Source organism: Bradyrhizobium sp. cir1 (assembly GCF_014198245.1).
Taxonomy (GTDB): domain Bacteria; phylum Pseudomonadota; class Alphaproteobacteria; order Rhizobiales; family Xanthobacteraceae; genus Bradyrhizobium.
The window spans coordinates 125,799-138,001 of the sequence record NZ_JACIHE010000004.1 but is presented as its reverse complement, the minus strand read 5'-3'; the positions used below and the strand labels follow the sequence as shown (position 1 = coordinate 138,001).

Below are 12,203 nucleotides of genomic sequence, written 5' to 3'. Positions count from 1 at the left end.
TTCCGGGTTCGATGCTTCGCATCGCCCCGGAATGACGGATGAAGTCACTGCACGCTCAGCGCCACGAACCGCAGCTCGCCGTCGGCGTTCGACACCAGCAGCAGCACCGACTTCTTGCCGTCCTTCTTGAGCTGGTCGACGCGCTTCTGGATGTCGGCACCGCTGGAGACGGCTTCCTGCGCAACCTCGACGATCACGTCGCCGGCGGAGAGACGCTTTTCGGCGGCATCCGAATTGGCGTCGACATTGGTGACGACCACGCCCTTGACGCTGTCCTTGATCTTGTAGCGCGTGCGCAGGTCCTTGTTCAGCGCCGCAAGATCGAGACCGAGCGCCTTCTGCGTCACCGGCTTCTCGGGCGCCGGCTCGTCGGTCTTCACCGCGGCCTGCACCTTCTCGGGATCCTGCAGGCGGCCGAGCGTGACCTTCTTGGTCTCTTCCTGGCCCTTGCGGATGACGACGACATCGACCTCCTTGCCGACCGCGGTGTCGGCGACGACGCGGGACAGGTCCTTCGGATCCTTGACGTCCTTGCCGTCGAACTTGACGACGACGTCACCGGGCTCGATGCCGGCGGGCTTGGCAGGGCCCTTGTCGTCGACGCCGGCAACCAGCGCGCCGCGCGGCGGCTTGATGTTGAGGCTCTCGGCAATCTCGTCGGTGACGCTCTGGATGCGCACGCCGAGCCAGCCGCGGCGCAGCTCGCCGAACTGGCGGAGCTGGTCGACGACGCCCGCAACCGTCTTCGACGGCACGGCGAAGCCGATGCCGATCGAGCCGCCGGAGGGCGAGATGATCAGGGTGTTGACGCCGATGACATCGCCTTCGAGGTTGAACAGCGGGCCGCCGGAATTGCCGCGGTTGATGGCGGCGTCGGTCTGGATGTAGCTGTCATAGGGACCGGAAGAGATGTCGCGGTTCTTGGCCGAGACGATGCCGGCCGTCACCGTTCCCCCCAGGCTGAACGGATTGCCGATCGCGACCACCCAGTCGCCGAGGCGCAGCTTGTCGGAGTCGCCGAACTTCACCGCAACGAGCGGCTTGGTCGGCTTGAACTTCAGCACCGCGAGGTCGGTCTTCTTGTCGACGCCGACCAGCTCCGCCTTGATCTTGGTGCCGTCGTTGAGAATGACGTTGATCTCGTCGGCGTCCGCGATGACGTGATTGTTGGTGACGACGACGCCGGCGGTATCAATGATGAAGCCGGAGCCGAGCGAATTGGTCTTTTTCGGCGGACCGTTGTCGCCGCCCTTGCTGCCGCCGCCGGGACCCCGTCGGTTCTTGAAGAAGTCGTCGAAGAATTCCTCGAAGGGAGAGCCGGGCGGAAGCTGCGGCATGGTGTTGCTGCCGCCGCCCTTGGCCTCGACGGTCTGCGAGGTCGAGATGTTGACGACCGCGTCGATCACCTTCTCGGCGACGTCGGCGATGCCCTCCGGTCCGCGCGCCTGAGCCGGGTTGCCGAGCGCGCCGAAAGCACTGATGGCGAGCGCAGCCAGCCCAATGCGCACACCATGGCGCAAGCGGGTCGGGGCAATGGTGGCAGCGGTCATTGTGATCTCCAGAGAAAATAAGGATTCGGCGCCAGACTGCGCTCGAACGGGGGCGCGGCGCAAGCGCGGACCTTAACGGGTCCCAAGACCGGGATAATATGGCGAAAACCGGCCTCCCGCCTTCACTTTGGCGTTGGCTCTGCCGCTAAACCGGACGCCGCATTACCCAGATCAGGATCAGGCCGGCCACGGCCGAACCGATCCCGACGGCCCGCAGGACGTGGTCGGGAGTGGCCATCGCACTTTTCATGGCCTTGCGCATCCAGTTTGGACTTGCCGCGAACATCAAGCCTTCCAGCACGAACAGGATGCCCAAGCCGATGAGGAAGTCGGCGAACGCAATGGACCTCATCGGATTGGAACCTCCCGTGGTGCTGTTCTTGTCTGGACGAAGGGCGGCAGAACTGCCGCCCCTGTCTAGCTTACGGCTTCGCCGGCGTCTCGGTCGCCGTCTTGCCGGCCGGGTTACCGAAATACCGGAAGAAATCCGAATCCGGCCGCAGCAGGAAGCGGGTATCGTTAGACTTCAGCCCGTTCTCATAGGCCGTCATCGACCGGTAGAAGGCGAAGAAGTCGGCATCCTTGCCGTAGGCTTCGGCGAACAGGCGGTTGCGCTCGGCATCGCCGACGCCGCGCGTCTGCTCGGCCTGCGACCTGGCTTCCGCCTCGATCACGGTCGCCTCGCGGTCGGCCTTGGAGCGGATCTCCTGCGCCTTCTGGCCGCCCTGCGCGCGGAACTCGGCCGCCTCGCGCTCGCGTTCGGTCTTCATGCGCAGATAGACCGCCTGGCTGTTCTGCTCCGGCAGGTCGGCGCGCCGGATCCGGACGTCGACGACCTGGATGCCGTAGCCGTCGGCCTCGCGATCGAGCTGGTCGCGGATGCGCAGCATCAGCTTCTCGCGGTCGTCGCGCACCACGTTGATGAAGGTGACCTCGCCGAGCACGCGGCGCAGCGCCGCGTTCAGGAGCGTGGTGAGCTGGATGTTGGCGGCCTGGATCGAGCCGACGCTCTGATAGAAGCGCAGCGCATCCTTGATGCGGTAGCGCGCGAAAGCGTCGACCACGAGCCGCTTCTGGTCGGACGCGATCGCTTCCTGCGACGGGTTCTCCAGGTCGAGGATCCGCTTGTCGATGTTGATCACCGAATTCCACGGCGCCTTGAAGTGCAGGCCGGGATCGGTGACGACGTCGACGGGCTTGCCGAACTGGAGCACGATGGTCTGTTCGGTCTGCTGCACCGTGAACAGCGACATGTAGCCGACGATCACGACGAGCAGGAGCCCGAGCAGCGTGACGATACCTGTGACCGGAGACCTCATCGGTTGCCTCCGCTCGACTGCTGGCCGGTGGCAGGCGGCCGCTTGGTCGTCAATTCGCCGAGCGGCAGGTAGGGCACGACGCCCTGGCCCGAGGGGCCGCCGTCATAGACGAGCTTGTCCGCGCCGCCGAGCACGCGCTCCATCGTCTCGAGATAGATCCGTTCACGCGTCACGTCGGGCGCCTTCTTGTATTCCTCGTAAACCTTCAGAAAGCGCGAGCTCTGGCCCTTGGCCTCGGCGACCGCCTGCTCCTTGTAGCCTTCGGCGGCCTGCAGGATCTGCGCCGCACGTCCGCGCGCCTGCGGCACGACCTGGTTGGCGTAGGTCTGCGCTTCGTTCTGCAGCTGCTCGAGATTGGCGCGCGCCGCCTGCACGTCGCGGAACGCGTCGATCACCTGCGCCGGCGGATCGACCTTCTGCATCTGCACCTGGGTGACGAGAATGCCGGCGCCGTAGCTGTCGAGGGTCTTCTGGATCAGCTCCTGCACGCCCTGCTCGATCGTGTTGCGGGCGCCGGTCAGGATCGGCTGGATCTGCGAGCGGCCGATCACCTCGCGCATCGCGCTCTCGGCCACCGCCTTCACGGTGCCTTCGGGGTTCTGGATGTTGAAGAGGAAGTCGCCGACGCCGCCCGGGTCCGGCTTGATGCGCCACAGCACGGTGAAGTCGACATCGACGATGTTCTCGTCGCCGGTGAGCATCAGGCTCTCCTCCGGCACGTCGCGGATGGAGCGGCCGCGCCGCGCCGGATCGTCAATCAGCGTCATGCCGATGGAGATGGTGTTGACGCGCAGCGCCTTCGGCAGCAGCACGGTCTCGATCGGATAGGGCAGATGATAATTCAGACCGGGGTCCACGGTGCGGACATGCTTGCCGAAGCGCAGCACGACACCGCGCTCTTCAGACTGCACGCGGAAGAAGCCCGACAGCAGCCAGAATGCGATGATGATCAGGATGATCAGCGTGATGCCGACGCCGGAGAAATAGCCGCCCGGCATGATCTGCTGAAGGCGGTCCTGGCCGCGCCGCAGAAGGTCTTCCAGATCCGGCGGCCTTGGCCCGACCGGTTGCGGGCCCGTGCCCCATGGTCCTTTCGGACCCGAGCCCCATGGGCCACCGCCCTGATTCTTCCACGGCATTCGACGCTCTCCTCGGCAGGGTGGAATTGCCCCCGCCCGCTTTGTCCGGTCCGGCTTTATAGGGGACAGGCAGGTCCCTTACAACGCAGCCCTCGCCGCCTTCCGAGCTAAGCCCGGGGACAGAAAAGTCAATGTTAACATTGGCGAATTCGGTTAATGGGGCGACCGCCGACGATATGTCACATAGGAGAAGTCGGCGCTGTCGTCGGGGCCGGCAGGATGCCGGATGCGCGCCACCTCATCCCATTCTGCCTTGCCGATGTCGAAATGGGTGTCGCCCTCGGGCCGCGCATGCACTTCGGTGATTTCGAGGCGATCGGCACGATCGAGCCATTGCCGGAAGATCTCGGCGCCGCCGATCACCGCAATCTCGGTGACCGAACGCCGCAGGGCATCACCGCGCGCGACTGCCTCCGCATCCGCCGCCGATGTCGTGACGACGGCACCTGCGGCGCGATAAGCCGCATCGCGCGTGATGACGATGTTGGTGCGCCCCGGAAGCGGGCGCGGTAAGGATTCGAAGGTCTTGCGGCCCATGATCACGGGCTTGCCGATCGTCAGCGCCCTGAAGCGCGCCATGTCGGACTTCAAGCGCCACGGCATCGCATTGCCCGCGCCGATGATGCCGTTTTCCGCGATCGCAACGACGAAGACGATCTCCATCAGGACGTGCCCCCGGCAAGCCGCCTCAGCGCAGGACCGGTGACGCGGCACAGCGTCCAGTCGTCCATCATCACGGCGCCCAGCGACTTGTAGAACGCGATCGACGGCGCGTTCCAGTCAAGCACCGCCCATTGCAGGCGCGACCAGCCGTTCTCGACGCACTCCGTGGCGAGATAGACCAGCAGCGCCTTGCCGAGGCCCCTGCCCCGATGCGACGGCCGCACGTACAGATCTTCGAGATAGATGCCGTGGCGGCCGCTGAATGTGGAGAAATTGGCGAACCAGACCGCAAAGCCGACCGGCTCGCCGTTCCACTCGGCGATCGCGCAATAGAGCTGCGGCCTCTCGCCGAACAGCGCCTCCGCGAGGTCAGCCTCGGTCGCCTCGACCTCATGCGAGAGCTTTTCATAGTCGGCGAGCTCGCGGATGAACGCAAGAACGAGCCCGGCTTCACCGGAGCGCACGCGGCGGATGTTGACCGACATCCGCGCTAGACCGCAACTTCCGCCTTGATGTGCGGATGCGGATCGTAGCCGACGAGCTCGAAATCCTCGTAACGGAAGGAGAAGATGTCCTTCACATCGGGATTGATCCGCATCACCGGCAGCGCGCGCGGCGCGCGCGTAAGCTGGAGCCGCGCCTGCTCCAGATGGTTGGAATAGAGATGGGTGTCGCCGAGCGAGTGCACGAAGTCGCCGGGCTTCAGGCCGGTGACCTGCGCGACCATCATGGTGAGCAGCGCATAAGAGGCGATGTTGAAGGGCACGCCGAGGAAGACGTCGGCCGAGCGCTGATAGAGCTGGCACGACAGCTTGCCGTTGGCGACATAGAACTGGAACAGCAGATGGCAGGGCGGCAGCGCCATCTTCTCGACGTCGGCCGGATTCCAGGCGGTGACGACCAGCCGGCGGGAATCCGGGGTGCGCTTGATCATGTCGATGACATTGGCGATCTGGTCGATGCTGCGCCCGTCGGCCGTGGGCCAGGAGCGCCACTGATGGCCATACACCGGGCCGAGATCGCCATTGGCGTCCGCCCATTCGTCCCAGATGGTGACGCCGTTGTCGCGCAGATATTTGATGTTGGTGTCGCCCTTCAGGAACCACAGCAGCTCATGCACGATCGCCTTGAGCGGCAGCCGCTTGGTGGTCAGCATCGGGAAGCCGGCCGACAGGTTGAAGCGCATCTGATGGCCGAACACCGACAGCGTGCCGGTGCCGGTCCGGTCAGTCTTCTCGACGCCGTCTGAAAGAATCCGCTCGAGCAGGTCCTGATATTGGTGCATGTGCCAAAAACCTTAGGAAGACGGCAGCCTTTGGGGAGGCGGCGAACTTAATGGGCGCCCCGACACCGCGACAGCGGCGATTCGCGGCCTCCACCGATTATACAAGGAAAAATGAGAGTTCCGGGGCAAACGACAAGGGGCGGAACTCTCGTCCCGCCCCCTCACCTATCAGCTTGATCCTGCTGTCGAAGTCGCAGGCGTCGCGCGATCAGTTCTCGGATTCGGTGAACACCTGGTCGCGCTTGGCGCGCAACACCGGCAGCACCGTGAGGATCAGGAGGCTCGCCGCGATCGCCAGCAGCACCGCCGACAACGGACGCGTCAGGAACACGCTCCAGTCGCCGCGCGAGATCAGCAGCGCACGACGCAGGTTCTCCTCCATCAGCGGTCCAAGCACCATGCCGAGCAGCAGCGGTGCCGGCTCGAAATCGTGCTTGATCAGCCAGTAGCCGACAAGCCCGAACACGCCGGCGAGGATGACGTCGACCGGTGCGTTGTTCACCGAGTAGATGCCGATCGCGCAGAAGATCACGATCGAGGGGAACATCAGCCGGTAAGGCACGCGCAGCAGGCGGACCCAGATTCCGACCAGCGGCAGATTGATGATAATCAGCATCAGATTGCCGATCCACATCGAGGCGATCATGCCCCAGACGAGGTCGGGCTGCTTCTGCATCACCTGCGGACCCGGCACGATACCGTGGATGGTCATCGCGCCCACCATCAGCGCCATCACCGCGTTCGGCGGGATGCCGAGGGTGAGCAGCGGAATGAAGGAGGTCTGCGCCGCCGCGTTGTTGGCGCTTTCCGGCGCCGCAACGCCCTCGATCGCGCCGCGGCCGAACCGCGACGGGTTCTTGGCGAGCTTCTTCTCGAGCGTATAGGCCGCGAACGAGGCGATCACCGCGCCGCCGCCCGGCAGGATGCCGAGGATCGAGCCGAGCACGGTGCCGCGCAGGATCGGCGGCGTCGAGTCGACCAGGTCCTTCTTGGTCGGCATCAGGCCGGTGATCTTCTGCTGCACGAGGTCTCGGTTCATCTCGGCGCCATGGTCGAGGTTGCGGATGATCTCGGCAAAGCCAAACACACCCATCGCCACCGTCGCAAAGCCGAGACCGTCGGCCAGTTCCGGAATATTGAAGGCCATGCGCGAGGCGCCGGTCTCGATGTCGGAGCCGACCATCGACAGCAAGAGGCCGAACACGATCATCGCGATCGCCTTCAGCACCGAGCCCTTGGCCAGCACGACCGCGAAGATCAGGCCGAGCACCATCAGCGAGAAATATTCGGCCGGACCGAACGCCAGTGCGAGTTTTGTGAGCGGCGCACCGAGAACGGCGATCAGCACGGTCGCAACGCAGCCGGCGAAGAACGAGCCGATCGCGGCAATCGCCAGCGCCGGGCCGGCGCGGCCCTGCTTGGCCATCTGGTGGCCGTCGATGGCGGTGACGACCGATGTCGCCTCGCCTGGAATGTTGACGAGGATCGACGTGGTCGAGCCGCCATACTGCGCGCCGTAATAGATGCCGGCGAGCATGATCAGCGCGCCGACCGGCGGCAGACCGAAGGTGATCGGCAGCAGCATCGCGACGGTCGCGATGGTGCCGATACCGGGGAGAACGCCGACCAGCGTGCCGACGAGGGCACCGATCAGGCACATCAGCAGGTTGATGGGAGAGAGCGCGACGGCAAAGCCGTGAGCGAGGTTGGCAAAGATATCCATCACGCCCTCACTGGATCAGGAAACGCGGAAACATCGGCATCGGGAGCCCGAGCACGTAGGGGAACAGGATCGCACAGCCAAGCGTCAGGCAGGCGCCGACGATGGCAGCCTCCAGCCAGCGCGTCTCATGTGACCCTGTCGCTGCGATCATGAAACTCGCGAAGGCCGTGACCACGAGGCCGAGCGGCCGGATCGCCAGCGCGAAGAACAGGATCGCGACCATCACGAACAGCGGGCCGCGCCAGGAATAGTGGGACATTCCCGGCCCCTCGCTCAAAAGGCCGGTCAGGGCGATGCCGGCCGACAAGGCGACTAGCAGCCCGCCGAACATCCGCGGCGCGGTGCCGGCGCCGAAGGAGAAGCCGCGCATGCCCTGCAAATCGCTCGAAGCCCACAGCGCGAACAAGGCGACCGCCATCAGAATGACGCCGCCGACATAGTCCTGCGCCGACCGGATGGTCATGAACAGCGTGACGATCGCCACCGCGAAAATCGGATAAGAATAAATCAGCGCCAGCAGCACATCGGAGGACGCCTTCTTGGTCTCACCACTGGCCGATCCGATCAGGGCTGCGGGAGCGCCCGCGACCAGCGCGGTGGCGTGGCTGATCAGGACGGTGGCCGGGCCGCGTCCCGCGCCCCAGCCGAAGATGGTCCCGATCGACCAGATGAATTCGAAGATCTGCGGCGCTATCGCCAGCAGGCAGAAACCGATCGCCACCGAGGTGTTTCGAGTGGCTGTCGCTGAGTGGCCCATCGTCTCGGCCATGCATGTCTCCTCCGCGACCCGTAAGTCACGAGCACTGTTGTTCTAAATCGGCTGGAAAGGGATCCCCCGGGCCGCAGCACTGCCTAGCGATTTTCATCACACAATGCCAGCAAAACCCAACAGGCCCCCGGCGAGCAGGAGCCAGAGCGGATCGATGCGCGAGACCGATGCGATCATCGCAACCATCGCGGTCAGAAGCACTGCAGCAATTGTCCGGTCGGTCGCCTCGGCCAGGATCAGGGCACTCGCCGCCATCAATCCGATCGAGAGCGGAACCAATGCAGCCTGGATCAGGGCCGGCCAGCGCGATTGGCTGGGCCGTTAGGAGACGGCTGACATAATAGGCAACCAGCGCGGTCGGCAGGCACATCGCCAGCGTCGCCGCGAGCGCGCCGGGCATGCCGACGATGGCATAGCCGATTAACGTCACGATAAGCACGTTTGGACCCGGCGAGAGCTGCGCGATCGCATCAGCATCCGTGAACTGCTTGTCGGTCATCCAGTGATGCTCGTCGACCGCGATGCGGTGCATCTCGGGCACCGCCGCGGCGGCGCCGCCGACCGCGAACAGCGACATCAGGCCGAAGGTCGAGATCAGCGCCCAGACCGGGTTCTCGGCGTTCACATTGCTACCTTCCGCCGCAGGAGGAAGGTGGCGCCAACGCTCACGGGGATCGCGACCAGGAGCACCGCGGAGAGCGGCAGGCGAAGCACGCCGATGGCGAGGAAGACATCCGCTTCAGGGTCATGATCAGCGTCGGCGACAGCAGCAGCCCGGCAAAGGCGGCGACACCTCCGGTGATCCGCGCAGCCGCGCGCCGAACACCATGGACAGATTGACGATGTTGGGGCCGGGCAGGAAATGGCAGAGCGCAAACGTCTCGTTGAACTCGTCGGCCGTCATCCAGCGATGCTGCTCGACGATCGCCCGCCGCGCGAACACCAGAACCCCGCCGAAACCCGCCAGCGACAGCCGGGCAAAGGCCTCGAACAGCGCGGTCAGGCTGGGCGGGGCGGCAACCGAGGCGGGCTGGTCCGGCTCTTGATCTGCCTCTTGGACGGCCGGTGCTGAATCGGCGGACATCTCAGGAGGTTAGAACGGCGGCCGCGGCCCGGCCAAGATCGGACCCGCGGCGATCCCGGAACCTATCCAAAGGGAACCGCACATCGCCGCTCGAAACCTCTGTTTTTTGAAACCTTTGCCCCCTATATTGGGGGTGCCGGTTCGCCGGCTATGGAAATAAACGGTCGTCGCAATAAACCATTCGGACCCGGGGGCGGTACCCGGCGCCTCCACCAAAGCCCACCATCGGGCTGGCCCCACAAGCGGGCTTTGGCGGGGGCGAAATAGGATCGACGAGGGCGTAAAGGGCGTACTTTTTCCCGGTATTGTTCCGCCGTTATCGGGCTACTGCAATAGTTGCCAACGACAACTTTGCTCCGGTTGCTCAGGCTGCGTAACGCAGTTTGAAAGACCACTCTAAAGTCCTAGCGGGTTAAGCTCCGCTAGGCGGGGTTCGGAGGCACCTGGCAACAGAAGCCTCCACTTGCCTTCTATTTCCTCCCTTGCGGGGACTCCTGCCAACCCGTCAGACACGGTACTATTGCGGCTTGGCGAGTCGGGCCGGCAGGGCCCAACTCCTGGAATGCAACAGGACCACCATGGCGACCGATCATATCCGATACGATGTGCTGGCCCGCGACGCGTTGCGCGGCGTGCTGCGCAAGGTGCTGACCGATGCCGCGGTCCATGGCCTGCCCGGCGAGCACCATTTCTTCATCACCTTCGTGTCGAAGGCCGAGGGCGTGAAGCTGTCGTCGCGGCTGCTGGCGCAATATCCGGAGGAGATGACGATCATCCTCCAGCACCAGTTCTGGGATCTGACAGTGCTCGAAGACCGCTTCGAGGTCGGCCTGTCCTTCGGCGGCATTCCGGAACGGCTGATCGTGCCGTTCAGCGCCATCAAGAGCTTCCTCGATCCGTCCGTGAAATTCGGCCTCCAGTTCGACACGTCCGATGTCGCCGAAGTCGCGCCTGAGAATTTGCCGGCGGCCCCTGCCCCTTCGGCCGTAGCCGTGCCTGCCGCCGCCGAGAAGGCGGAGACCGCGGAAGAGTCGACCCCGCCGAGCCAGGGCGGTGCCGAGGTCGTGCGGCTCGATCGTTTCCGCAAGAAATGATCTAGGCTGTCGCGCGAAGCCATCGCGCCCGGTCAAACTGTCTATATAGAAGAGCACATGAAGAGGCCGTGCGGCGTTTCGCGCGGCAGAATGGATGTGCTCATGGCCAAAGCTTCCCGCTCGAAGACCGCCCGCCCCGCAACCCGCATCGAGACCGACAGCTTCGGTCCGATCGAAGTGCCTGCCGATCGCTATTGGGGGGCGCAGACCGAGCGGTCGCGCCAGAATTTCCGCATCGGCACGGATCGCATGCCGATCTCGCTCGTGCATGCGCTCGGCATCGTCAAGCTCGCGGCCGCGCAGTCCAATCTCGAGCTCGGCCTGCTCGACCAGCGCCGCGCCAATGCCATCATCCGCGCCGCGCGCGAGGTGATCGACGGCAGCCTCGACGATCATTTCCCCCTCGTGGTGTGGCAAACCGGCTCGGGCACGCAGAGCAACATGAACCTCAACGAGGTGATCGCCAACCGCGCCAATGAGCTGCTCGGCGGCGAGCTCGGCGCCAAGAAGCCGGTGCATCCAAACGATCACGTCAACATGAGCCAGTCGTCGAACGACTCCTTCCCGACCGCGATGCATATCGCGGCCGCAAACCGCATCAATGCCGATCTCGTCCCTGCGCTCGGTGAGCTGCTGCGCGCGCTGCGCAAGAAGGAGAAGGAGTTTTCGAAGATCGTGAAGATCGGCCGCACCCACACCCAGGATGCGACACCGCTGACGCTCGGCCAGGAATTTTCCGGCTATGCCGCGCAGGTCGAAAGCGGCATCGCGCGGCTCAAGGTCGCGGTGAAGGACCTCTATCCGCTGGCGCAGGGCGGCACCGCAGTCGGCACCGGCCTCAACTCGAAGCCGCGCTTTGCAAAGCTGTTCGCAAAGCATGTCGCGGGGATTACGAAACTCCCCTTCACCAGCGCCGCCAACAAATTCGAGGCGCTGGCCTCGAACGACGCCTATGTGCTGGCGCACGGCGCCATCAACTCGGTCGCGACCGGCCTGTTCAAGATCGCCAACGACATCCGCCTGCTTGGATCGGGCCCGCGCTCGGGGCTGGGCGAATTGATCCTGCCGGAGAACGAGCCGGGCTCCTCGATCATGCCGGGCAAGGTCAATCCGACGCAGTGCGAGGCGATGACCATGGTGTGCTGCCAGGTGTTCGGCAATCACACCGCGATCACGGTCGCCGGCAGCCAGGGCCATTTCGAACTCAATGTCTACAAGCCGGTGCTGGCCTACAACATGCTGCACTCGATCCGCCTGATGGCGGATGCCGCGCGCTCCTTCACCGAGCATTGCGTCAGCGGCATCCGCGCCGACGAAAAGCGCATCAGGGAGCTGATGGAACGCTCGCTGATGCTGGTGACGGCGCTGGCCCCGAAGATCGGCTACGACAACGCCGCCAAGGTGGCCAAGACCGCCCATGCCAACGGCACCACGCTGAAGGAGGAGGCGATGCGGCTCGGTTTCGTCTCGGCCGACGAATTCGACCGCCTGGTGCGCCCGGAGAAGATGACCAGCCCGGGCTAGATTTCCGAATTCCGATAGTCATCCGTAATGATACGGACGCTGGACGCCCAGAA

11 protein-coding genes, 1 other RNA gene and 2 pseudogenes are annotated in these 12,203 nt (G+C 64.7%); 3 read left to right on the top strand and 11 right to left on the bottom strand.

Annotated features, from left to right (window positions below):
* Positions 1 to 44: 44 nt before the first annotated feature.
* From GGD63_RS11460 to GGD63_RS11410, 11 genes and pseudogenes are all read right to left on the bottom strand, one after another.
* A complete protein-coding gene (locus GGD63_RS11460) occupies positions 45 to 1,550 on the bottom strand; it encodes a Do family serine endopeptidase (RefSeq protein ID WP_183241877.1) in 1,506 nt (501 codons plus the stop codon).
* Between the two features lie 145 nt (positions 1,551 to 1,695).
* Complete coding sequence (locus GGD63_RS11455; RefSeq protein WP_183241875.1) at positions 1,696 to 1,902, bottom strand: DUF2065 domain-containing protein; 207 nt, start codon at positions 1,900 to 1,902, stop codon at positions 1,696 to 1,698.
* Positions 1,903 to 1,972: 70 nt separating this feature from the next.
* Positions 1,973 to 2,869 (bottom strand): protease modulator HflC, encoded by an 897-nt coding sequence (hflC, locus tag GGD63_RS11450; protein WP_183241873.1) that lies wholly within the window; start codon positions 2,867 to 2,869, stop codon positions 1,973 to 1,975.
* Positions 2,866 to 4,008: an FtsH protease activity modulator HflK gene (hflK, locus tag GGD63_RS11445; RefSeq protein ID WP_183241871.1), complete on the bottom strand. Its 1,143-nt coding sequence runs from the start codon at positions 4,006 to 4,008 to the stop codon at positions 2,866 to 2,868. The genes hflC and hflK overlap by 4 nt, the downstream gene beginning before the upstream one ends.
* 153 nt (positions 4,009 to 4,161) lie before the next feature.
* Positions 4,162 to 4,671, bottom strand: a complete 510-nt coding sequence (locus tag GGD63_RS11440) for a dihydrofolate reductase (protein ID WP_183241869.1) — start codon at positions 4,669 to 4,671, stop codon at positions 4,162 to 4,164.
* Positions 4,671 to 5,156 (bottom strand): GNAT family N-acetyltransferase, encoded by a 486-nt coding sequence (locus GGD63_RS11435; protein WP_183241867.1) that lies wholly within the window; start codon positions 5,154 to 5,156, stop codon positions 4,671 to 4,673. Before GGD63_RS11435 ends, GGD63_RS11440 begins: the two co-directional genes overlap by 1 nt.
* A gap of 5 nt (positions 5,157 to 5,161) precedes the next feature.
* Entirely contained in the window at positions 5,162 to 5,956 is a 795-nt protein-coding gene (locus GGD63_RS11430) for a thymidylate synthase (protein WP_183241865.1), read from the bottom strand.
* A 208-nt stretch (positions 5,957 to 6,164) separates the two neighbouring features.
* Positions 6,165 to 7,679 (bottom strand): tripartite tricarboxylate transporter permease, encoded by a 1,515-nt coding sequence (locus GGD63_RS11425; RefSeq protein WP_183241863.1) that lies wholly within the window; start codon positions 7,677 to 7,679, stop codon positions 6,165 to 6,167.
* A 7-nt stretch (positions 7,680 to 7,686) separates the two neighbouring features.
* A complete protein-coding gene (locus GGD63_RS11420; protein ID WP_183241861.1) occupies positions 7,687 to 8,448 on the bottom strand; it encodes a tripartite tricarboxylate transporter TctB family protein in 762 nt (253 codons plus the stop codon).
* A 96-nt stretch (positions 8,449 to 8,544) separates the two neighbouring features.
* Positions 8,545 to 9,073: pseudogene (locus tag GGD63_RS11415) on the bottom strand (chromate transporter).
* Positions 9,070 to 9,532, bottom strand: a pseudogene (locus tag GGD63_RS11410) (chromate transporter). Before GGD63_RS11410 ends, GGD63_RS11415 begins: the two co-directional pseudogenes overlap by 4 nt.
* A 96-nt stretch (positions 9,533 to 9,628) precedes the next feature.
* Here GGD63_RS11410 and ssrA point away from each other — a divergent pair.
* The 3 genes from ssrA (at position 9,629) to fumC (ending at position 12,150) form a co-directional block, all read left to right on the top strand.
* Positions 9,629 to 9,996, top strand: a transfer-messenger RNA (tmRNA) gene (ssrA, locus tag GGD63_RS11405).
* A gap of 114 nt (positions 9,997 to 10,110) precedes the next feature.
* Entirely contained in the window at positions 10,111 to 10,626 is a 516-nt protein-coding gene (locus GGD63_RS11400) for an SspB family protein (RefSeq protein ID WP_183241859.1), read from the top strand.
* 90 nt (positions 10,627 to 10,716) lie between these two features.
* On the top strand, positions 10,717 to 12,150 hold the full coding sequence (gene fumC, locus GGD63_RS11395) for a class II fumarate hydratase (RefSeq protein ID WP_183241857.1): 1,434 nt from the start codon (positions 10,717 to 10,719) through the stop codon (positions 12,148 to 12,150).
* The last annotated feature ends 53 nt before the right edge of the window (positions 12,151 to 12,203 follow it).

Coding starts and splice junctions, on each gene's coding strand:
- GGD63_RS11460 (WP_183241877.1), bottom strand. CDS start 1,550: ATGACCGCTGCCACCATTGCCCCGACCCGCTTGCGCCATGGTGTGCGC.
- GGD63_RS11455 (WP_183241875.1), bottom strand. CDS start 1,902: ATGAGGTCCATTGCGTTCGCCGACTTCCTCATCGGCTTGGGCATCCTG.
- hflC (WP_183241873.1), bottom strand. CDS start 2,869: ATGAGGTCTCCGGTCACAGGTATCGTCACGCTGCTCGGGCTCCTGCTC.
- hflK (WP_183241871.1), bottom strand. CDS start 4,008: ATGCCGTGGAAGAATCAGGGCGGTGGCCCATGGGGCTCGGGTCCGAAA.
- GGD63_RS11440 (WP_183241869.1), bottom strand. CDS start 4,671: ATGGAGATCGTCTTCGTCGTTGCGATCGCGGAAAACGGCATCATCGGC.
- GGD63_RS11435 (WP_183241867.1), bottom strand. CDS start 5,156: ATGTCGGTCAACATCCGCCGCGTGCGCTCCGGTGAAGCCGGGCTCGTT.
- GGD63_RS11430 (WP_183241865.1), bottom strand. CDS start 5,956: ATGCACCAATATCAGGACCTGCTCGAGCGGATTCTTTCAGACGGCGTC.
- GGD63_RS11425 (WP_183241863.1), bottom strand. CDS start 7,679: ATGGATATCTTTGCCAACCTCGCTCACGGCTTTGCCGTCGCGCTCTCT.
- GGD63_RS11420 (WP_183241861.1), bottom strand. CDS start 8,448: ATGGCCGAGACGATGGGCCACTCAGCGACAGCCACTCGAAACACCTCG.
- GGD63_RS11400 (WP_183241859.1), top strand. CDS start 10,111: ATGGCGACCGATCATATCCGATACGATGTGCTGGCCCGCGACGCGTTG.
- fumC (WP_183241857.1), top strand. CDS start 10,717: ATGGATGTGCTCATGGCCAAAGCTTCCCGCTCGAAGACCGCCCGCCCC.